At 42.5% G+C, this 23,090-nt stretch carries 16 protein-coding genes; 15 read left to right on the top strand and 1 reads right to left on the bottom strand.

Going from position 1 to position 23,090, the window contains the following annotated elements; all coding sequences use genetic code 11:
* Nucleotides 1–102 precede the first annotated feature (102 nt).
* Nucleotides 103–1,641, bottom strand: coding sequence for an LCP family protein (locus DOZ58_RS11095; protein WP_111888341.1), 1,539 nt, complete (start codon nucleotides 1,639–1,641; stop codon nucleotides 103–105).
* 280 nt (nucleotides 1,642–1,921) lie between these two features.
* On the opposite strand from DOZ58_RS11095, the gene rfbD reads away from it, so the two are divergent.
* The 15 genes from rfbD to DOZ58_RS11020 all read left to right on the top strand — a co-directional run bounded on the left by rfbD (nucleotide 1,922) and on the right by DOZ58_RS11020 (nucleotide 23,080).
* Nucleotides 1,922–2,779 carry a dTDP-4-dehydrorhamnose reductase gene (rfbD, locus tag DOZ58_RS11090; RefSeq protein WP_111888340.1) on the top strand — a complete coding sequence of 286 codons (858 nt, stop codon included), beginning with the start codon at nucleotides 1,922–1,924 and terminating at the stop codon, nucleotides 2,777–2,779.
* Between the two features lie 108 nt (nucleotides 2,780–2,887).
* On the top strand, nucleotides 2,888–3,757 hold the full coding sequence (rfbA, locus tag DOZ58_RS11085) for a glucose-1-phosphate thymidylyltransferase RfbA (RefSeq protein WP_111888339.1): 870 nt from the start codon (nucleotides 2,888–2,890) through the stop codon (nucleotides 3,755–3,757).
* Nucleotides 3,758–3,765: 8 nt separating this feature from the next.
* The gene (gene rfbC / locus DOZ58_RS11080) at nucleotides 3,766–4,332 is read left to right on the top strand and encodes a dTDP-4-dehydrorhamnose 3,5-epimerase (protein ID WP_111888338.1); all 567 of its coding nucleotides are present in this window, start codon (nucleotides 3,766–3,768) and stop codon (nucleotides 4,330–4,332) included.
* 46 nt (nucleotides 4,333–4,378) lie between these two features.
* The gene (gene rfbB / locus DOZ58_RS11075) at nucleotides 4,379–5,482 is read left to right on the top strand and encodes a dTDP-glucose 4,6-dehydratase (RefSeq protein WP_111888337.1); all 1,104 of its coding nucleotides are present in this window, start codon (nucleotides 4,379–4,381) and stop codon (nucleotides 5,480–5,482) included.
* 89 nt (nucleotides 5,483–5,571) lie between these two features.
* The gene (locus tag DOZ58_RS11070; RefSeq protein WP_242988481.1) at nucleotides 5,572–6,360 is read left to right on the top strand and encodes an ABC transporter permease; all 789 of its coding nucleotides are present in this window, start codon (nucleotides 5,572–5,574) and stop codon (nucleotides 6,358–6,360) included.
* A gap of 33 nt (nucleotides 6,361–6,393) precedes the next feature.
* Complete coding sequence (locus DOZ58_RS11065; protein WP_111888336.1) at nucleotides 6,394–7,596, top strand: ABC transporter ATP-binding protein; 1,203 nt, start codon at nucleotides 6,394–6,396, stop codon at nucleotides 7,594–7,596.
* Between the two features lie 15 nt (nucleotides 7,597–7,611).
* Nucleotides 7,612–9,822 carry a glycosyltransferase gene (locus tag DOZ58_RS11060; protein WP_111888335.1) on the top strand — a complete coding sequence of 737 codons (2,211 nt, stop codon included), beginning with the start codon at nucleotides 7,612–7,614 and terminating at the stop codon, nucleotides 9,820–9,822.
* Nucleotides 9,823–9,938: 116 nt separating this feature from the next.
* Nucleotides 9,939–12,773: a GBS Bsp-like repeat-containing protein gene (locus DOZ58_RS11055; protein ID WP_111888334.1), complete on the top strand. Its 2,835-nt coding sequence runs from the start codon at nucleotides 9,939–9,941 to the stop codon at nucleotides 12,771–12,773.
* 98 nt (nucleotides 12,774–12,871) lie between these two features.
* On the top strand, nucleotides 12,872–14,842 hold the full coding sequence (locus tag DOZ58_RS11050; protein ID WP_162624502.1) for a GBS Bsp-like repeat-containing protein: 1,971 nt from the start codon (nucleotides 12,872–12,874) through the stop codon (nucleotides 14,840–14,842).
* Nucleotides 14,843–14,973: 131 nt separating this feature from the next.
* The gene (locus DOZ58_RS11045; protein ID WP_111888332.1) at nucleotides 14,974–15,957 is read left to right on the top strand and encodes a glycosyltransferase family 2 protein; all 984 of its coding nucleotides are present in this window, start codon (nucleotides 14,974–14,976) and stop codon (nucleotides 15,955–15,957) included.
* Between the two features lie 80 nt (nucleotides 15,958–16,037).
* On the top strand, nucleotides 16,038–16,904 hold the full coding sequence (locus DOZ58_RS11040) for a glycosyltransferase family 2 protein (protein ID WP_111888331.1): 867 nt from the start codon (nucleotides 16,038–16,040) through the stop codon (nucleotides 16,902–16,904).
* Between the two features lie 22 nt (nucleotides 16,905–16,926).
* Entirely contained in the window at nucleotides 16,927–18,327 is a 1,401-nt protein-coding gene (locus DOZ58_RS11035; protein ID WP_111888330.1) for an undecaprenyl-phosphate glucose phosphotransferase, read from the top strand.
* A gap of 16 nt (nucleotides 18,328–18,343) precedes the next feature.
* Entirely contained in the window at nucleotides 18,344–19,864 is a 1,521-nt protein-coding gene (locus tag DOZ58_RS11030) for a DUF2142 domain-containing protein (protein ID WP_111888329.1), read from the top strand.
* A gap of 85 nt (nucleotides 19,865–19,949) precedes the next feature.
* A complete protein-coding gene (locus DOZ58_RS11025) occupies nucleotides 19,950–22,115 on the top strand; it encodes a hypothetical protein (RefSeq protein ID WP_111888328.1) in 2,166 nt (721 codons plus the stop codon).
* 11 nt (nucleotides 22,116–22,126) lie between these two features.
* Nucleotides 22,127–23,080 carry a glycosyltransferase family 2 protein gene (locus DOZ58_RS11020; RefSeq protein ID WP_111888327.1) on the top strand — a complete coding sequence of 318 codons (954 nt, stop codon included), beginning with the start codon at nucleotides 22,127–22,129 and terminating at the stop codon, nucleotides 23,078–23,080.
* Nucleotides 23,081–23,090: the final 10 nt, after the last annotated feature.

The raw sequence follows: 23,090 nt of genomic DNA, 5'->3' as shown, positions 1-23,090 counted from the left end.
AATGATTCGATGTGGGCTGATAAAAAGGGCATCATTTCTGCTAGCAGAAATGATGCCCTTTTGTTTATGAGGGGAAAGGTCATTCGGTATAAATTGTAAAAATTAATCGCCGGATTCGCTCTCGACTTCAGTATCTAAACCTGAGCTGGAGTCTGATCCTGAGCTGGAGTCTGAACCGGAATCAGACCCCGAGCTGGAATCGGAGTCGGAATCAGATCCTGAGCTGGAGTCTGACCCCGAACTGGAGTCTGACCCTGAGCTGGAGTCTGACCCTGAGCTGGAGTTTGAATCAGACGAACTGTTATCCGTACTGGAAGAATCCGAGGTATCAGAACTTCCGGATGAGCCTGAGGATTCAGTGCTTGAATTGGACGAATTATCAGTATAAGAATAATCGCTGCCGCTTTCGCTTGAGGTGGGTTCACTGTAGGAAGACGATGAACTACTGCCGGCGTAGTAGGCGATGGCATCGCTTATTTTCTGTACCCGATCGGATGGGACATAGGCCTTATAGGTGCTTGACGCCGAGCCGGAAGTCGTTCCGGTAGTGCTATCGGTCGCACTTGAATCTGAATTGGTAACGGGGCTGGTCACATTCGTCCGGTTGCCGTTTGAGGTGCCATCGGTACCGGTGCTGTCTGTTGTAGCGGTTGAACTCCCGTTGGCCGTGTCGGTTGTTGTTTGGGCCGGCCCATAGATAAAGGCGTGGAGGGCAATGACATTATCGGCTAGACTGGTCGGCACCACATAAGAGACGCTATTGATCATGGCGGTCGTTACATGGGCATCGGTGGGAAGCCGGAACTCCAAAAATTGTTTGTCTGGAGATTCTAAAAAGGCTTTAGCATAGGTGGTAAGCTCGCTGATTGAGAGGGTGGTTTTAATGTAAGGATAAACCTTACTTAATAAACTGATGCCGGTGGCCACATCGATATTAAAGGCTTTGTCGGCGATTTGGCCAACAACCTCCCGCTGCCGTTCGGTACGATGGAAATCATCATCACTATAACGGTTTCTGGCATAGGCCAGAGCCTGAACACCGGTTATGGTCTGAACACCGGTTGTTTTCAGATAGGGATCCGCCTTGCCAACCTTATCGTTGACATCATCAATATACTTATTGGTCCATTCGAGAACATCTTCATTTAGGACATTGACTTCGACCCCGCCGATGGCATCAACCGTATCGACCATGGCATCAAAATTGACAACCACATAATCCTTGATGTTTAAATCAAAATTCTCATTAAGGGTCTTAACAGCCAGCTCAGGTCCGCCGTAGGCATAGGAGGCGTTTATCTTATCGAAACTTTCGTAGGTATCCTTGGTTTCGGGGATTTGAACGAGTAAGTCACGCATCACCGAAGTAACCTTAATGTTTCCATTTCTGAAATCCATGGAGAGGATCATAATGGTATCGGATCGATCTCCATCAATGTCGCTGCGTCCGTCGACACCAAAAACAGCGATATTTATCGTTTCAATATCAAGATCATTGTTAACTTTTAATTCGGCCTCATTCATTTTTGGTTCGGCCACCATTTCATTGATTTGACTAAGGGTATTAAAACCATATACAAGTCCGGTGCCTATTAGTGAGACAATCAAAAATAGGATGACTAAAATTACTTTCTTTTTCATTAAAGATTCCTTTCGATTCACGAGCTAAAATCATATCACTCAATAATAACATAGATATGCTTAAAAAAACATTGAATTATCGGGTGGAATCAAATATTGCTTCAAAAAGATCGTTTTAGCGGATTTGGATAATCTTAAAAAGCTGAAAGAATCTAGAAAAAAATAGACTTTTCGAGGGATATAAAGTATAATGACAATGAATTTTTATGGGTTACAGCTTAAAAAATGCTAGGTATCAGAACAAATAAATACTTAAAAGAACGATGAAATAAGGTGAAATATGAAAGTATTATTAACAGGTTCCAATGGGCAACTGGGACGGGAATTAACCCGGCAGCTCAAGCAAAAAAAGATTGACCATGTTGGGTATGATATTCCTGAATTTGACATTACCGATAAAGAAAAAATGACGGTGATCATTGCTAAAGAGCAGCCGACGGTGATTGTCAATTGCGGGGCACTGACCAATGTCGACGGTTGTGAAACTCAGAAAGAGCTGGCCATGGCCATTAATGCCGCAGGCCCCAAAGCTTTGGCAGAAATCGCCCGGGATCAGGATATTGTTCTGGTACAGGTTTCCACCGATTATGTTTTTGACGGCGGCGGGATTTCATTAAACGGCGTACTGCGGCCCTATGTGGAGGCTGATCCAATCGATCCTAAAACAGTTTATGGTGAGAGCAAAGCGGCGGGAGAAAAAGCGGTTGTGGAAACAACGCCTAAATATTTTGTCATTCGGACCGCCTGGCTCTATGGTGATGGTAATAATTTTGTCAAGACCATGTTGGAGCTGGCGTCAAAGCACCCCAAACTGACCGTTGTCAATGACCAGGTCGGTTCACCCACCAGCACCGTCGATCTGGCAGCAGCGATTATTGATTTAATGCAGACTGATTATTACGGTACCTATCATGGCACCTGTGAAGGACAATGTAGCTGGTACGACTTTGCTGTGGAAATTTTCAGGTTGTCGGGAATCAAGGTTGCAGTAGAACCAGTAACCTCTGAGCAATTTGTCAGACCGGCGCCACGCCCTAAATACTCCGTGCTTGAAAACAAGGCTTTAAATGATTTGAACATGAATCATTTCAGACCCTGGCAGGTTTCCCTGGCAGAATATTTAAAAAATCTAAACTAATCGTTTTAAAATAGTAATATAAAAGGTAGTGCCAGTTTTGATGCGGTCCCATATCAAAGCTGGCAGTAGCTTGCAATGCGTAAATAATTTACAAGAGAAGAGGCAATGATGAAAGGTATTATTTTAGCCGGAGGTTCCGGCACACGACTTTATCCAATCACCCGGGCGGTGTCCAAACAGTTGCTGCCGATTTATGACAAACCGATGATTTATTATCCATTGGCAACTTTGATGTTGGCTGGGATTAAAGATATTTTAATTATTTCCACACCCCACGATCTACCCATGTTTGAACGGTTATTTGGTTCAGGGGAAGAATTGGGGTTAAATTTTTCCTACGAAGTGCAGGATGCCCCTAATGGTTTGGCTGAGGCTTTTATTATTGGGGAAAAATTTATTGGGGATGATAATGTTGCCCTTGTATTAGGTGATAACATTTTCTATGGCCACGGCTTTACGGACACCATCAGAAAAGCGGCGGAACTTCAAAGCGGGGCCGTGATCTTTGGCTACCCGGTAACTGATCCACAGCGCTATGGGGTAGTTGAGTTTGCGAACGACGGAAAAGTGCTTTCGATTGAAGAGAAACCCGAGAACCCAAAATCTAATTTTGCAGTGCCGGGCCTTTATTTTTATGATAACACGGTCGTTGAAATTGCTAAAAATATTAAACCTTCGGAAAGAGGGGAACTGGAAATTACCACGGTTAATGAAATCTATTTAAAACAGGGCAATTTAAAGGTGGAATTGTTTGGCCGAGGCATGGCCTGGCTTGATACTGGAACGCATGATAGCTTGATTGAAGCCTCCAATTTTGTGGAGACGATCCAGAAAAGACAGGGTCTTTATGTCGCCTGTATTGAAGAGATTGCTTATTTGCGCGATTTCATCGATCAAGATCAGCTTTTAAAATTGGCAGAACCGCTAAAGAAAACGGCTTACGGCCAGTATCTGATCCAATGTGCTAAGGGTAAGTAGGCGGTATTATGGCAAAGATAAAGGTAATAAAAACTAAAATTGACGGATTGGTGATCATTGAGCCGTCTGTTTTCGGTGATCATCGTGGATACTTTATGGAAACCTACAACGAGGAAGAATTTCACAAAGCGGGTTTAACGATGCGGTTTGTTCAGGACAATGAGTCCAAATCCTGCCAGGGCGTGTTGCGGGGACTTCATTTTCAGACTAAATTTTCCCAGGGAAAACTGGTTCGGGCTACAAGAGGCGAGGTTTATGATGTCGCCGTCGATCTGCGAAATGGATCACCGACCTATGGACAATGGGCGGGAGTGCTGTTAACAGAAGAAAACAAGACCATGTTTTATATTCCGGAAGGCTTTGCGCACGGATTTTTAGTCGTCTCAGAGGAAGCGGTGTTTAATTATAAATGCACCAATTTATATGCCCCGGAATACGATGGCGGGATTCGCTGGAATGACCCGGAAGTCGGAATTAAATGGCCCCTTGAAACCATCTCGGAAGTGCTGCTTTCTGAAAAAGATGGCCAGCTTCCATTTCTAAGTGAAATCAGTGATACCTTAAGATTTGAGTAGTAGCATCTAAATATAGAGAATTTGTAATAAAAGAAATGGAGTAATCATGAAAACAATATTAATCACCGGAGGGGCTGGATTTATCGGCTCAAACTTTGTAAAATATATGCTCAATTCGCACCCGGATTATAAGATAGTTAATGTGGATGTGCTAACCTACGCCGGAAATCTGGAAAATTTAGCAGATGTTGAAGGCAATCCCAATTACGTTTTTGCCAAAGGGGATATTGTCGATCGGCCTTTTATTGCGGATCTTTTTGATCAGTATGATTTTGATACGGTGGTGAACTTTGCCGCCGAATCGCACGTTGATCGGAGTATTGAAGATCCGGAAATTTTTATTAAGTCTAATGTGATGGGAACCCTGGTTCTCTTGGATGAGGCAAAATTTCACTGGCAAACCGGCAAAGATGACAATGGCTATCCGACCTATCGGGATGGCGTTCGCTACCATCAGGTATCTACCGATGAGGTGTATGGCGCTCTGGGAAAAACGGGCATGTTCACTGAAGTGACCCCGATCGCCCCGAACAGTCCTTACTCAGCCTCCAAGGCCAGTGCGGATTTACTGGTGCGTTCCTATGGACAAACCTTTAAACTGCCCGTTACCATCAGCCGCTGCTCTAATAATTACGGACCTTACCATTTTCCCGAAAAACTGATTCCGCTGATGATTTCCAATGTGGTAGCTTTAAAAAGTTTGCCGGTTTATGGTGATGGGATGCAGATCAGAGACTGGCTGCACGTCAAAGATCATTGCAGTGGCATTGATACCATCCTTGAAAAAGGGATGGCTGGTGAGGTTTATAACATTGGCGGAAACAACGAAAAAGCCAATATCGACATTGTCAATTTAATTATTGAGGATGTCGGTGAAATGCTGCGCTCCGGCAAATATGCCATTGATAATGACGGTTCAAAAATCAGTAAAGATCTGATTACCTATGTTGAGGATCGATTGGGCCATGATCGTCGCTATGCCATTGATAATTCAAAAATCACCACTGAGCTGGGTTGGGAACCGTCCTACACCTTTGAAGAGGGGATTGCGGAAACCATAAAATGGTATTTAAATAATCAGGAATGGTTAGAACAGGTAAAATCTGGTGACTATCAGCAGTATTATGAAAAGATGTACTCAAAAAAGTAGAATAGCTGCAAAAGAAAAAGCACAGTTTTTGTGCTTTTTCATTTAAGAATAAGAATGAGGTGTCTGTTTTGTACTTGTTTAAAGATTTAATGGATTATATTAGAGATTTGTATGCAAATCGGAAACTGATCCGGAAATTTTCGATCAACGATTTTAAGTCCCGATATGCGGGGTCTTTTTTAGGTATTATGTGGGCGTTTATTCAGCCAACGGTTAACATTGCGGTGTATTGGTTTGTGTTTGGTGTGGGATTAAAATCACCTCCTACCGGGGGGGTTCCTTTTATTTTATATCTCATCACCGGTATCATTGTCTGGTTTTTCTTTTCAGAGTGTTTTGTGAATGGAACGAATTGTTTTCGTGAATACAGCTATCTGGTTAAAAAGGTAACCTTCAATATCAAAATTCTGCCAACCGTTAAAATAATATCATCATTATATACGCATATTTTCTTTATTTGTTTTGCTATCGTGATGTTACTTATTTACGGTCATTCATTGACACCTCACTTTTTACAAATTGGGTATTATTTATTTTGTTTAATTGTTTTCTTAACTGGATTAACATGGATAACGGCTTCACTACAACCATTTTTCACTGATATTTTGCAATTTATTAATGTGGGGATGCAGGTCTTGTTCTGGGGAACGCCAATTGTAGTGCCTGTTGAAACATATCCTGAAAAGCTATTATGGATTATGAAATTAAACCCTTTATATTATATTGTCCAGGGATACCGGGAGAGCTTTTTTGGAACGGGCTGGTTCTGGGAGCATCCGGTCATGACCGCATATTTCTGGGGGTTTTCATTTGTACTGCTGCTAGTCGGAATTGCAGTGTATCGAAGGTTAAGACCGCATTTTGCTGATGTTTTATAGAGAAATGTTGATCACGGATCAGTGGAGGAAATTATGTCAGATGTGGCAATAAAAATAGAAGAAGTGACAAAGATTTACCAACTATATAAACGGCCGATGGATCGCTTAAAAGAGTCGATGAGCCTGATTAAGAAAAAAGAATACCATCAAAAGTTTTATGCCCTTAATAATATCAATCTCGAAATTAAAAAAGGTGAATCGATTGGAATTGTGGGTAAAAATGGATCAGGAAAGTCAACCCTGCTCAAAATTATTTCTGGCGTTTTGACCCAAAGTAAGGGCGAGGTTTATGTTGACGGGAAGGTATCGGCATTGTTGGAGCTGGGAACCGGGTTCAACCCAGAATACACCGGCATCGAGAATATCTATGCCAATGGTCTGATCATGGGCTATAGTAAGGAAGAAATGGATGAACGATTGGATGATATCGTCAATTTTGCCCAAATTGGCGAGTACATTTATCAGCCGGTTAAAACCTATTCCAGTGGAATGTTTGCCCGGCTGGCCTTTGCTACCGCCATTAATGTGGACCCGGAAATTTTAATTGTGGATGAGGTGCTGGCCGTCGGAGATGCAAAATTCCAGATTAAATGCATCAATAAAATGGAAGAGTTTAAAGCATCGGGAAAAACGGTGCTCTTTGTGTCTCATACCCTGGAACAAATCAAACGCTTTTGCACCAAAGGGGTCTGGATTGATCAGGGCGAAATGCGGATGTTTGATGACGTTACCCACGTCATTGATATGTATGAAAGCGAAATGCTAAAAGAAGCCATGGAACAGAAAGCCCTTGAAGAAGGGAACCCAATGGCTGAAAAAATGGAAATCGATGCCCATCTGGGGAAAATTACCGCCGTCAGTTGTAACACTGAAACCCTCACGACCTTTGATGATTTTAGTGTCGAGATTGAATACGAGCTGTATGATGATGTAAAAAGCGAACCGCTGGTGGGAGTGGCCTTTTATACCATTGACCGTCAGTATATCTTTGGTCCGAACACCCATTTGGATGAGGTTAAGATTCCCAAAACAAAGGGAATCCATCGGGTCCGTTATGTGGTGCCGCGGTTACCGCTTCTGGGCGGGAAATATGAGGTTGATATCGGGCTTTTTGCAAATAAAAGCATTGTTAATCTGGACTATGAAACAGCGGCCTTTGTGATTTCGGTTGTGGCCGATTATTTCACCGAAGGCCTGGTTCATATGGAACATCAATGGGAAATAATAAAGGATTAGAGAAAGGTTATTGGGATGGAGAAGAAATCAGTTATTGAACAGGAAGAAATAAAATATTTTATCGACAAAATAGTCAAAGATGAAGCGAGTCAATGTGCAACCGTTCAGGGATGGGCCTTTAATACAAAAACCAAAGAACCGGTCGAATTGTATTTACTGGGACGAGAAGCGACGGGCGTTCAATTCAAACGGGATTTCAGAATTGACGTCAACAATAAATATGCCCTGCCAGATGATGCCAAGATTGGCTTTATTATAGAGTTTGATGAAAAAACCTATGGCCAAAAACTAAAACTCAAATTAACGGATGAAAACAACATCCGCATTGTTCCGATTAATTTAAAAAAGAATTATGATTATCTAAAACAGCCCAATCTGTTTAATGCCAAACGACTAGTTGGTATTACAACCCGAACAGTGGGATACTTTAGTCGCAATGGACTAAAAAACACGATCCGCAAAATAAAGTTTGAACTAAAATATAAAAATCAGGAAAACTATGATTTCTGGATTGATGTCCATGAAGATTATGACCCCAAAAAGGCCATCGAAGAAATTAAAAAATTTTCCTATAAACCTAAGGTATCGATTGTTATGCCGGTATATAATGTAGAAGAAAAATGGCTCAGAGCCTGTGTTGATTCGGTTCGCAACCAATATTATCAAAACTGGGAATTATGTATCGCTGATGATTGCTCCAGTGATGCTCACATTAAACCCTTGCTGGAAGAATTTAAAATGCTCGATTCCCGCATCAAGGTGATTTACCGGGAAGAAAATGGCCATATTTCAGAAGCATCAAATTCAGCTCTGGCCATTGCCACGGGCGAATTTGTGGGGCTTTTGGATAATGATGATACCTTAGCCGAATTTGCCTTGTATGAGGTGGTTAAATTACTTAATGATCATCCGGAAGCGGATCTGATTTATAGTGATGAAGACAAGCTAAGTGAAGATAATAAACGAAGCCAGCCATTTTTTAAAACCGACTGGGCACCGGATATCTTACTGGCGACGAATTACATCTGCCACTTTGGGGTTTACCGCAAAACCATTATCGACGAAATTGGCGGCTTCAGAAAAGGCTATGAAGGGGCCCAGGATTATGATCTGGTGCTGCGATTCACCGAGAAAACCGATAAGATATTCCATATCCAGAAGATCTTATATCACTGGCGGATGATTAGTAATTCTACAGCAGTCAATCCGGAATCAAAAGGATATGCCTTCGAAGCGGGACTTAAGTCGCTAGAAGATGCTCTGGAAAGACGGGGGATCAAAGGGACGGTTACTCACGGGGCGTTTCCCGGGGTTTATACAATCGCGTATGAAATTGTAAATAATGGTTTAGTGTCGGTGATTATTCCAACCCGGGATAATGCCGCGGATTTAAAAGCCTGTATTGAGTCGATTTATGAAAAAACAATCTATCAAAATTTTGAAATCGTCGTTGCCGATAATGGCAGCGAAAAAGAAGAAACGTTTAAATTATTTGAATACTTTACCAAGAAATACAAAGATCAGTTTAAGGTGGTACGGATTGATATCCCCTTCAACTTTTCGCAAATCAATAACTTGGCCGTTAAGGAGTCAAAGGGTGAGTACTTACTGTTTCTAAATAATGATATCACCGTGATCACTAAAGGCTGGATGAAACGGATGGTCAGCCTGGCGCAGCAGGAACATGTTGGTGCAGTCGGTGCAAAACTTTATTATCCCGATAATACCATCCAGCATGCCGGTGTTTTACTGGGGATGGGCGGCGTCGCCGGACATGGCCATGTGGGCTATCCCCGGGGCGATTATGGCTATTTTGGTAAACTGGTCACCACCAATAACTACACCTCGGTGACGGCGGCCTGTATGATGGTAAAACGGGAAGATTTTGACCGGGTTAATGGTTTTGAAGAAAAATTGACGGTAGCCTTTAATGATGTTGATCTGTGCCTTAAACTTTATGAACTGGGCAAATTTAATGTCTGGCTTCATAATGTCGAGCTCTACCACTACGAGTCAAAATCCCGGGGGGCCGAGGACACTTATACGAAATACAAACGCTTCAACAGTGAGATTAAATATATGAAAGATCACTGGTTAAAGTATATCAAGAATGACCCCTATTATAATCGAAATTTAACACGCGTTGATGGCAACTACGCAATCAGTGTTGATATCGTTGGTTATGTAAGGGGAAAAACCAAAGAAGATGAAGAGAATGAGATTTAACTTAAGCGTTCATAAGATGTAACGAATAAATTGACGATGTAAAATAGTTGTGATATTATCGTGACATCTATAAGGTTAATGACAGCAGGCAATAATTTTAAGAAAGGAGGAGAATAATGGAGTCAATTAAAAAAAGAAGAAAGCAAGTAGCGCTAGTGGGGGTAGGCATCCTCATCTTGTTTACTTTCTTTTCATATTTTAGCCTGACTGTTAATGCGGCAAGCACTACCATCATCATTAACCCTGGGCATTTAGATGGGGTTGATTCTGGGGCGGTGAACGGAAATACCGGGATTCGCGAGGTTGATCTGAATAATGCGTTGGCAATCAAGATTGTTTCAACCCTTAGAGCGAGCGGCTATAACGCCATGTTGAGCCATCCGGTTCCCGGGAATCCCGGGTTACCGACCTTGTTTTCAAGTGCTCCGGCTTATTCATCGTTTTCGACAACCATCTGCAATAAAGCAAATGAAATTAATGCGGATTTGCTAATTAGTATTCATCATAACTCGGGGGGAGCAACGGCCAGCGGTTATGAATTTTATTGGAGCAGTTATCACCCAACAGTTGATAACAATGGGATTTATCAAAAGGCGGGATTATGGGGCGATGGTTCGCTGGCAGATCTGGATGCAACGCCACCTGCGATTGCGATAATGTCAAAAGAGCTGGCCAATAATCTCAATACAAATTTCAAGGCGAGTCTGACTCATGTTTCCAGTCGAAATCAGATTATTGAACGGGATGACGCAATTACCCGCAAAACAAGCATGCCTTCAGTATTGATTGAAGCGGGCTTTATATCCAACAATGCCGAATCATTGAAGTTAGCTGATGGAGCCAACCAACAAAAGATGGCTGACCAGGTTCTAATCAGTGTTAGCGAACTTTTTGCAGCCTCAACAACACCGATGACAGCCACCGGTTTTACGGCCACTGTTAGCGGCGATAAAATCACAGCAACGGTTAAAGGTGTCTCAGCACCCAATGGTTTGCAGGTTATTTATATTCCAACCTGGAGTGATGAGGGTGGACAGGACGATTTAAAATGGTACACCGCGACCAAACAAAGCGATGGCAGCTACAGCGCAACTATCGATGTTAAAGATCATGGTTACGAAAGCGGCAATTACCAATTGCATTGTTATGGCGTGGATTCATATGGTAAGTACACCTTACTCGGAAACACAAATGCCAATGTTACAGCATCAGTTCAGGAAAAAATGACGGCAACCAGTGTAACCGGCACCGTCTCTGGTAATACCATAACAGCAACAGTAAAAGGGATAATAGCACCCAATGGCATCACCTCAATGTCGATCCCCGTCTGGAGCGAGACCGGCGGACAGGACGATCTCAAGTGGTACAATGCGACCAAGCAAAGTGATGACAGTTACAAGGTTGTCATCGACATTAAAGATCATAATTACGATGGTGGCAACTATAATATTCACGCCTATGGAACGGACAGCTATAAGAAGATGACCTTCCTGGGCAGCACAACGGCAACTGTTAAAGTTGATACAATGAAAGCGACCAGTTTAGTCGGAACGGTATCGGGCAGTAAAATCACCACAACGGTTAAAGGGATCACGGCGCCAAATGGAATTTCAGATATGACAATCCCAATCTGGAGTGAAAATGGCGGTCAGGATGACATCAAATGGTATACCGCTACTAAACAAAGCGATGGCAGTTATAAGGTGACCGTTGACATCAAGGATCATAACTTCGATGGTGGGATCTATAACATCCACGCTTATGGTAAAGATACCAATGGCAAGATGACATTTATCGGTGCAACGACGGTAAATGTGACCGTTGAGCCGATGACAGCAACAAGTGTGACCGCAAGTGCGTCCGGCAACAAAATCACAACGACCATTAAAGGAATCAAGGCACCTAGTGGGATTAAGTCAATTACGGTCCCGATCTGGAGTGATGTCGGTGGACAGGATGATATCAAATGGTACACCGCGACCAAACAAAGTGATGGTAGCTACAGTGTGACCATCGATATTAAAGATCATAACTATTCAGGCGGAGCCTATAGTATTCATGTTTATGGAATCGACAATAATGAGAAGATGACCTTTTTAGGCAATACCGCAGCAAGTGTGGCGACAACTCCGATGTCGGCATCAACAGTTGCAGCGACAGTAACGGAAAATATTATTACGGCAACGGTTAGCGGCATCACTGCTCCTAATGGAATCACGAGTATACAGATTCCAACCTGGAGTGATGTTGGTGGCCAGGATGATATCAAATGGTACACCGCCACGAAACAAAGTGATGGTAGTTATCAGGCGATGATTGATGCTAAAAATCATAAGGGCGATAGTGGAACCTACTCACTTCATGCCTATGGGGTTGAAGCGGATGGTCGTTCGGTATTTCTGGGCAACACCTCAGTGAGTGTCCGCTATGTGGAAACCCCGATTATGGGGGCAACCACCGTGAGCGCGGCGCAACTGGTGGCCTATTATAAGAGTACCGGAAGTGTTTACCCGCAGCATTACAATGATCTGGGCGTTAATCTGGAAAAATTTGTGGCGCTTTACATTCAGGAATGCAATGCTGAAGGCGTTCGCGCCGAGGTTGCCTTCGCCCAGGCGATGCTAGAAACTGGTAATCTGCAATTTGGTGGTGACGTTAAAGTGACCCAATTCAATTTTGCCGGGCTGGGCGCGACTGGTGGAGGCGTACCGGGATTTGATTTTGCAGCGGCTTATGGCAGCAACAGTACTGGGCTTCAAACCGGAATCCGCGGTCATGTCCAGCACTTAAAATGCTATGCCAGCAGTGCGGCGTTAAATCAAACCAATGTTGATCCACGATGGAACAATTCCCTTCGTTTAAAAGCCCTTTCAGTTGAAGAACTGGCAGGAACCTGGGCAGCTGATCTGACCTATGCCGGTAAGGTTAAAACGATTATGAAAAAGTTTTAATGATGAAGAAGTTTAATTTGAATGCGTTTTAATTCTGAAACAGAGCCAAAACAGTTTGGCTCTGTTTTTTAAAATTATAAGAAATGAGGATGCCGGAAGTGAAGAGAAAAATAAGGTCATTGGCTGTTATTGGACTGATTAGTTTACTTTTTTGGCCAGGACAAATTTTGGCTGAGGAATCACCAGAACCTGTTAATCAAGTGACGATGGCACCAGAACTATCTGACACCGAACAGGAGTTGTTAAAAGAAGACACGGAAGCAGAAGAAGTACCTGAAAACCGGTCGGATTCAGAGCCTCTGGATGCGGATTCATCCGCAATCGATGAAAAAACAACAGTTGCGGAGCCCGAAGATATTTTGACAACGGCCCTTGATTTTAGCAATATAAGCGTCACTGTTTCGCAAGTCTCAGAAAGCAAGACCGGCTTTACCATCAGCACGCTTGGATATGCGGGAAAAACGGGGATCGGTAAGGTTATGTTTCCGATTTGGACAGAGCGAAATGGTCAGGATGATATCCGTTGGTATCAGGGAATAAAAAATAATCAGGGTGAATATAGCGTGACGGTGGATAGTAAAGACCACGGATTTGAAACCGGCGAGTATCATATCCACACCTATATCTATGGACTGACCGGGGATGTGATTAAAACCTATGTGAATACCCAAAGTCTGGAAACGCCAAAACCCTCAATCACAGTCGGGGAAGTCTCAAACAATGCCTATAAGGTCCAAATAACGGATGTGCGTAATCCTCAGGGCGTTACCGGGTTGAGCTTTCCGACCTGGAGTGAGGTGAATGGACACGATGACATCCGTTGGGAAACGGCGACCTATGTGGGCAATGACACCTGGGAAGCGACCATTTCGATCCCGAATTACAAGCAGAGTTATGATACCTTTATCACCCATGCCTATGTGAAAAATAAAGATGGGCAACAAAAATACAGCGGATCTGTGGAGCAGGTGATAACCAATCCGTTTTTAGCCGAACCTTTAGAAATTAAAGTTGCACAGGATAAGAATATTTCAAAATTTGCGATTATGACTAAAAATTGCAAAGGCAAAAGTGGTGTAAAAAGTGTCTCCTTTGCCGTGTGGTCAAATCGAAATGGGCAGGATGAACTAAAATGGTATGAGGGTGAATTGGGTTCTGATGGTGAGTTTTATACTTATGTTGATATAGAAAGCCATGGGTTTGAAACGGGCGTCTTTGTTGTTCACGCCTACCTAAAGGGAACAAGGGGAGAGAGCATAGCGTTTAGTAATTCCGAATTTAGCATGCCGGTTTTAAACCCGACCATCGAATACGATAATGCGGTACTAAACAATACGTTTAAAGTACGGATTAAAAATGTCGGAAATGAAAACGGCATCTCGAGCATTCTATTTCCGACCTGGAGCCGTTCAAATGGACAGGATGATGTACGCTGGGAACAGGCAACCTACATTGGCAATCATACCTGGGAAGCGAGCATTAATTTGCGAAACTATAATATTATTGTCGATGCGTTTATATCGCATGCCTACCTGGCCGATAAAAATGGCAAACTCGTCTTTCTGAAAGAATCGAGCAAGAAGATTCTACAGAATACGGCCACGATTTATGGTTTTTATCATTATCCCGTCGATAAAAATTATAAACCAAACGCTGCTGACCCAACCGACTGGTTTGGGCCAAGATGGGGGGATATCCACGAAGGCATTGATGTTCCGGCACCTTATTATGCACCCTGTTATGCGGTCGGAGATGGCGTGGTTGAAAAAGCCGGCTATTTTATGGGATACGGACGCTATGTCAGAATCCGCACGACCGATCGTTATGGTGAAAGTGTTTCCTTCTTTTATGGACATTTACAGGAGATCCATGTGGGCGTAGGCCAATCGGTAAGCAAGGGTCAGAAAATTGGATCGGTTGGCGGGTCGGGATATATTGCTAAGGATAAATACGCCGACAATGCCTATGGACCGCACCTTCATTTTGGGGCCATTGCCAATGCGGATGACGCCTGCGTCGATCCGGAAATATGGATTGATTTCCATAATCCCTACAGCAACGCAAATTAATAAATTACTAAAATTAATGAATGACTAAGAAAAGCGACTGGGAGAAGGTTCCTGGTCGCTTTTTGTTTAGTAAAAGAACATCCTGTGTTATAATAAGGCGGACGATTGATGGCAACAAAAAGGATGGTTTTATGAAGTGTGACGTTTCAGTTATTATACCGAATTACAATGGCGAAAAATTTATTGCAAATTGTCTGGATAGTATGATGGTTCAAAGTTTTTATGAGTTCGGCCAGTTGGAAATCATCGTGGTTGATGATTGTTCCACCGATGCCAGTGTCGAGATGATAAAAACCTATAAAAACGTAACCCTCCTGGAAAATCCGGTCAATTCAGGTTTTGATCGATCTGTTAATCAGGGGATTTTGGCCAGCCATGGCAAATACTGCCTGCTTTTGAATAATGATGTGGTGGTTGACCCGGATTTTGTACGGTATTTATATTTGCATATTGATGATGATCCGGCGATATTTTCAGTGAGTTCAAAAATGGTTCGTTATTATGAACGCGACAAACTCGATGATACGGGTGATTTTTATAATATTCTGGGCTGGGGTTATAAACGGGGGGATGGGCAGACGGTCGATTCTTATCATAAAGTAACCCCCATTTTCAGTGCCTGTGCCGGTGCTGGGATTTACCGCCGCTCAGTTTTTTCTGAGATCGGTCTTTTCGATGAGGTTTTTTTTGCCTATATGGAAGATGTGGATATCGGCTACAGAGGTCTGATCAATGGCTATAAAAATCGTTACGAACCCAAAGCCATCTGTTATCATATTGGCAGTGCCACCACCGCTGAAGGGCAAAAATATAGTCCCTTCAAGGTGCAAATCTCGGCCCGCAATAATGTTTATGTGGCCTATAAGAATATGCCACTTGTGCAATTGCTGCTAAATAGTCCGTTTTTAGTGCTGGGTTTCTTTTTTAAGTACATCCTTTTTATAAAAAGGGGTTTTGGCAAAGACTATGCGGCTGGGATTAAGGCGGGCCTGAAAAACTATAAAAAAGTAAAGAAAGTACCCTTTCAAGTCAGGAATCTTAAGAATTACTTTTTTATTGAAGCTCAGTTGATCTTAAATGCTTTTCGAATGCTTGAAAATAAGCGGATGAAGTGAGCAAGTCTTCCCTATTTGTAAAAAATATGGTAAAATATAATGTCCTTTGAAAGACACAAAAGGCTTAAGAAAGGCGCGGAATGGATTTATCAATTATCATTGTTAATTATAAAACAGAAGAGTTGACATCAAATTGTATTGATTCAATTATAAAAAGTAACACCAAAGGATTGAGCTATGAAATCATCCTGGTCGATAACGCCTCAGAAGATGGTAGCGTTGAAGCGATAAAAATGCGGTTTCCGGAAGTGGAAGTTATAGAAAACCATGAAAATTTGGGCTTTTCTAAGGCAAATAACATCGGTATGGAAGTCTCAAAGGGCGAGTTTCTTCTTTTGCTTAATTCCGATACCATTGTTGAGCTGAACACCTTAAAAGGGGCGATAGCATTCATCAGCGATCATAAACATATTGGGGCACTGGGGTGTAAGATACTACTGCCCTCGGGTAAATTGGACCCGGCCTGCAAACGGAGTTTTCCCACGCCCCTGAATGGGCTTTATCACAGCCTTAATCTCGACATGGCGTTTCCCGAGAGCACGCGTTTTGGGGCCTATAACCTGACCTATGTGGATGAAAATAAAACCTGCTCGATCGATTGCATCATGGGGGCTTTTATGCTGGTTCCAAGGGCTGTCATCGATGTAGTTGGGATGCTGGATGAAGATTTTTTTATGTATGGGGAAGACATCGACTGGTGTTATCGGATTAAGCAGGCCGGGTATCAAATTATCTATTATCCGGAAGTCCGGATTTTTCATCATAAAAAGGCCAGCGGGATTGGCAAACGAAACCCCAAGGTAATTGCGGCCTTTTACGACTCGATGATAATTTTTTACAATAAACATTATCAGCATAAATATAATGGTCTTACCCGCTGGGCAGTGACAAGTGGCACGACAATTCTAAAAAAAATGGCATTGGCTAAAAATAAGCGAAGAAAATAAAGGTAAGCAAGGGGGCGATAAGATGATTAAAAGCAATCAGCGTTTTTTTAACTTTATTCTGGTATTGTTGGATATGTGTGTTATAACGGCTTCCCTTTTATTTGCCTGGTATATTCGGTTTGTCTCGCCATTTTTTGATGATGGGGTGCGAACCATGAACCTAAGGTCTTACATTGAGTTGTTGGGCATTATTATTCCCCTTTATTTAATCCTCTTTGTTTTTTTTGGTCTCTATCAACCCTATCGTAAACAGCGCTTTTTTAAAGAGTGCCGAGAAATAATATTTGCTAATAGTATTGGCATCGCAATTTTAATGTCCGCTTTATTTACGATGAAGAGCATTCATTTTTCACGAATCATGCTGGGTGTTTTCTTTCTGACCGCCACAATACTAATGATTCTGGAGCGGGGATCGATAAGGAAAATTTTAAGAATGGCCAGAGAACGGGGCTTTAACATTAAGTACATTATCATTGTTGGCGCTGGCAGCATTGGCCAGACCTTTGCCGCAAAAGTTGTGGGCGACCGGCAGTTGGGTTATAAGGTCACCGGATATGTGGATGATTACTATCATAAAAGTGATAAAGATGGAATCCCCATTCTGGGGACCAGCAAAGAGATGAATAAAATCCTCGAAGAGTATCAGGTCGATGAGGTCATTATTGCGTTGCCAAACACCAGTTATAAACGGATTGATGAGGTGATCGATATCTGTGAATACCAGGGCATAAAAACCCAGATTATCCCGGATTACTTTCATTTGATTCAGGGAACCAAGGCATATTTTGACGAACTGGATGGCATCCCGCTAATCAACACCCGCTATATCCCCTTGGACCAGCCCTTAAATAAATGGCTCAAACGGCTGATTGATATCACTCTTTCGATTCTGATTCTGGTACTGATTTCACCGCTTTTGCTGATTACAGCGATCCTGGTGAAACTCACATCACCGGGGCCGATTATCTATAAACAGATCCGGGTGGGGATGGGACGAAAAGAATTCTGGATCTATAAATTTCGCTCGATGCGCGGTGACGCCTCCATTAAATCCGGCGACGTGGGATGGACCACTGCCGATGATCCCCGCAAAACAAAATTTGGGGCGTTTATTAGAAAAACCAGTATCGATGAGTTACCGCAGTTTATCAATGTTTTAAAAGGCGATATGAGTATTGTCGGACCGCGGCCAGAGCGGCCCCATTACGTTACTCAATTCCAGCACGAGATTCCCAAATACATGATTAAGCATCATGTTAGGCCAGGAATCACCGGCTGGGCTCAGGTCCAGGGATGGCGGGGCGATACCTCGATCCATAAACGAATTGAGTGTGATATTGAATATATTGAAAAATGGACCCTGTGGTTCGATGTTAAAGTCTTTTTTATGACCTTTAAAGCGGTGTTTGAGAGTGGGTATTAATGAAGGTGATTAAAAAATGAATCGACGAATCGGCCAGATCAGAGAAAAGATTGATTTATTTGCTTTATTAAAGGCTGGACGCATGCAAATCAGAGCGCGTTGGGCCTATGCAGTGTTGGGCGGAATAGTTTTTTTTGGATCACTCTTTATATTTGATGGGTGGAATGAACAGGCGCTGATAATTTCGTCCGTGGCTGCGGTGATAACGATGCTTCTGATTGTATTTATGGGCAAGGCCTTATACCGCAATGCGTTTTTGATCATTGTGTGTTTTGGGATGCTTTTTTGTCTGGTTACACCAATTCTGGATACCCCTGATGAAACGGCTCATCTGGCCCGAGCCATGTATTTGGCTCGGGGAAAGTTTTTTGTCAGTCAGGAAGACTCACAATTACTAATCAGCGAAGACTACAAGCGGATCTATAGCCAATCCCAAAAGACCCTGTTTAAGAATGATCTAAATGTTTCTGACAGTGGTATTTTGATGATTGAAAGTAACGGATTAAAAGCAACCAATGCATACGCCTTTGTCTCCTATCTGCCCCAGGCGTTGGGAATTGGCTTCGGACGATTAATCAATTTAAGTGTGCTATGGTCTTATTATCTGGGCAGAATCACGAATCTACTGTTCTATGCATTTATGATTGCGCTGGCAATTAAGATAACGCCCCTGTTCAAGCAGCTCTTTTTTATCGCGGGAACCATTCCGATGGGAATTTACATTGCCGCCTCATATAATCAGGATGCCTTTGGCATCGGGATCATATTTGTAACCCTGGCCTTTTATTTCAGATTATTAAGTAAACAAGACCATCAGATCAAAGTCCTTGAAATAGTTGGTTACACCGGTTTATGCATGCTGATTACAGTGACGAAATTTCCCTTTGTTTTGCTGGTATTGTTGCCGGCATTTATTCCCTTGCGAAAGTTTGACAAAGCCGCCTATCAATGTGTTTTTCTGGGAATCATCCTGGCAGCAGGTTTTTCGCTGGCCTGGATGAAGTTTTATACAGCGATTCCCCATCCCTTTGTTCCCGAAGGAGTGAACATGATCAAACAGATCCAGTTTCTGATCGGGGATCCCATCGTAAATATGCAAATGATGGGACAAAATCTTTTAGAGGGACTCATCAATTACCTGATGCTATTTAATTTTGGCTGGCTGTCGTATGGGTCTAATGGACTGGGGTTGCTGTACCTGTTTTTTTATGGCTCGGTCGCAGTTTTTTATCCACGTGAATTAAGGCAAAGCCCCGCAACGCGAATCGGTGCCTTGCTGGTTGCGGCAGGAATTTATGTGGCGATAACATTGTCGATGTATTTAACCTGGACGCCAGTTGGCTCAAGTGTCGTCAATGGCGTGCAGGGGCGTTACTTCATCGGTTTTCTGCCGCTGATTCCGCTGATGCTAAATATTGGCCCATCGTTTAAACAGTTGGAACCATTGCAGATCAAGCAATACGGTAATATTGTGACCCTGGTACCGGTCTATTTCTTAATTATGTCGTTCACATTGACATTAAAACAGTATTATTAAGAGTGCAAAACAAGTGAAAAATTCGAAGGATGCGAGAACGATGCAGGCCGTTAGGCGGTGATCGATGTGTTAGGGTGGTTAATTAATGATAGAGTTTTATAATCGTTACAAAAAAATAGCCTGGAGTGTTTTAATCATTATCGGTGCACCACTGCTGGTGGAGAGTTACTTCTTAATCATTGAAGCCGTCATTTCGCCAAATGATTTGTTTAAGTCAGACTTTTATCATAGTTTTTTCGTGTTGATACGATTAAAACGTCTAATCATTCTTTTTTTATTGGCGGTATTGGGAACCGGTCTGTTTAATCGTTTTGGCAAAGAAACAATTTTTCGGTATCTCTATCAGTATCGGTATCGATTGGGAGCGCTGTTTTTGTTTGGCTGTGTGCTATTTGAAATACATGGCTCCTCGGTTTATTATTGGGAGAATTACTTTCAGGGATCAAAGCACTTTGAAACATTAATTGGCATCAGTAGAAGCATCCGCAGCGATGAATGGGCGGTTAATACGCCAATGATGATTTCCCAGTATTTTAATGGGGCAGCGCCTTTTCCGTATTTTAGCGAGACGATCCGGGGCGCATTGACGGATGTCTTTATTATTTATGGACAACCGGTTTTGAATATCGTTGAAATATTCAGACCTTTTCACTGGGGATATCTACTCCTTTCACCAGCCAAGGGCCTTTCTTTTTTTTGGATCGGGCGGATTCTGGGACTGTTTTTCGTATCATTTGAATTGGCAATGATGCTTGGCAAAGAAAACAAACGTCTAGCAGTGATCTATGGACTACTTGTGACTTGGGCGCCAATTGTGCAGTGGTGGTTTGCGGTTAATGGCCTGGTAGAAATGCTTATTTTGGGGCAATTGGCAATGATAATGGTGGATCGCTATTTTAAAACCCGGCGCTACGGCCTGCGGTTTCTATATGCTCTGATATTTTTAATCTGTGCCGGTGGATATGTGTTGACCTTTTATCCGGCCTGGCAGATTCCATTGGCCTACGTATTTCTGGCTTTATTAATTGGGATCGTCTATGAGAATCGAGAAAACATTGCGCTTAATTGGAAAGATCTGGCAATTATAGCGGGTTTGACTCTAGCTTTTGTTTGTGCAATGGGTTATATTTTAGTTATGTCCTATGATACAATTCTCTTAGTTATGGATACCGTATACCCCGGAGCGCGCTTTGAAACCGGTGGCGGACAATTATACCGTTATTTTCTTTACCCGGGAAATTTGTTTTTTGTAACGTCCCGGGAGTTGTCTTTTGCCAATACCTGCGAATTGGCCACCTTTTTCGATTTTTTCCCCGCCGGCATTATCCTGGCGCTGTGGGTGCTGGTGATTGAAAAGAAGCGGGATCCTTATCTGATTCTTTTTTCGATTAGCTTTTTTATTCTGAGTGCATTTTGTCTGGTTTCCTGGCCGCATTGGTTGGCTTCTATCAGTCTGTTAAGCCATGCTCAGCCGTCACGGGTTTTTCTGGCGATTGGGTTTTTAAATTTATTACTGTTGATACGCGCGTTAACCCTGATAGAAACAGCGTTTCCAAAATGGGTTAAAGGAGGCGTGGCAATTGTTACAGCACTCGTTATATCTGTGGGATCAATGATTGCATACCAAGGCTATCTGGATGTCAAAATGTTTGTTCTGGTTTTGCTTATCCTCACATTTGTATTTTATCTGATTCTCAGCTGGCGAAAAATAAAAATGCAGGAAATCATGTTGGGGATAACCATCCTGATTGTTTTTGTCTCCGGGATGTTTATAAATCCTATTGTTAATGGATTAGATGTCATTCTCGATCAACCACTGATCGAAATGATTAAAGAAACAGCCGAGATCTCAGACGCCTTATGGATTGTTGATTCGGAAGCGGGAGCGGGATATCCTTTAAACAATCTCCCGATTATGGCCGGGGCAGCGACGATTAATTCAACAAATGTATACCCTAATTTAGACCGCTGGCGGCTTTTAGATCCAGATCGGTCAGAAGAAGAAGTTTATAACCGCTACGCCCACATTACGATTAATTTATCAAATCGTGATGAAGAAACGCGTTTTATCCTGGATTCAGCTGATTTGATAACCATTCGACTAAATACCAGGGATTTAGAAAAACTGGAAGTGGGTTATGTTCTTTCACAAAGGGATCTGAGTGGTTTTTCAAATGAAGACGTAAGCTTTATTCCGCTGAAAAACGCCAATGGGTTTACAATCTATCAACTAAAATATGCAATAAATTAAGAGGTGAAAAAATGGAAGAGACTAAAAAAACAGCAATACTCATTCCCTGTTATAACGAATCGAAAACGATCGAAAATGTGATCAGGGATTATCAGGCAGTGATGCCTCATGCAAAGATTTACGTTTATGATAACAATTCTTCAGATGGCACCGATGAGATCGCCAGAAAAGCCGGAGCAACAGTGCGGTATGAGTATCGTCAGGGCAAAGGAAATGTGGTTCGATCGATGTTTCGGGAGATCGATGCAGACTGTTATATTATGACCGACGGTGACGACACCTATCCGGCTGAATTTGCATTGGAGCTGGAAAAGCAAATATACAGTAAGCAAGCGGATATGGCCATTGGTGATCGGCTTTCATCGACGTATTTTACTGAAAATAAGCGGCCTTTTCATAATATTGGTAATGTCCTGGTGCGAAAACTGATTAATATTTTGTTTAAAGCCAGTGTAAAAGACATTATGACGGGGTCCCGGGGGTTTACAAAAGAATTTGTTAAGTCCTTCCCGGTGACTTCTAAAGGATTTGAAATTGAAACCGAGATGACCATCTTTGCATTGGATAATAATTTTAAGATTGTCGAAGTGCCAATTGAGTATCGGGATCGCCCAGAAGGCAGTGAATCCAAGCTTAACACCTATTCCGATGGCTACAAGGTGCTAAAAACAATCGGAACCCTTTTTAGAGACACGAAGCCCTATGCGTTTTTCTCAATCATTTCGTTATTTTTACTGGTGGTTGGCGGAGCATTCTTTGTACCGATACTACTTAATTATTTAGAAACTGGCACAGTGGCCAGATACCCGACTCTGATTGTCATTACCTCACTGGGAATTATTGCCATTATCAGTTATTTTTGTGGGGTAATTCTGGAAGTGCTCAAAAAGCAACACCGTCATAATTTTGAAAGAAACTTGAATCTGCTCAACGAACTATGGCAGAAGAATGACGATAAATCATAGAAATGAGGAG

This window comes from Acetobacterium sp. KB-1 (assembly GCF_003260995.1).
GTDB lineage: Bacteria > Bacillota > Clostridia > Eubacteriales > Eubacteriaceae > Acetobacterium > Acetobacterium carbinolicum.
This window is presented reverse-complemented; position numbering and strand designations above follow the sequence as displayed.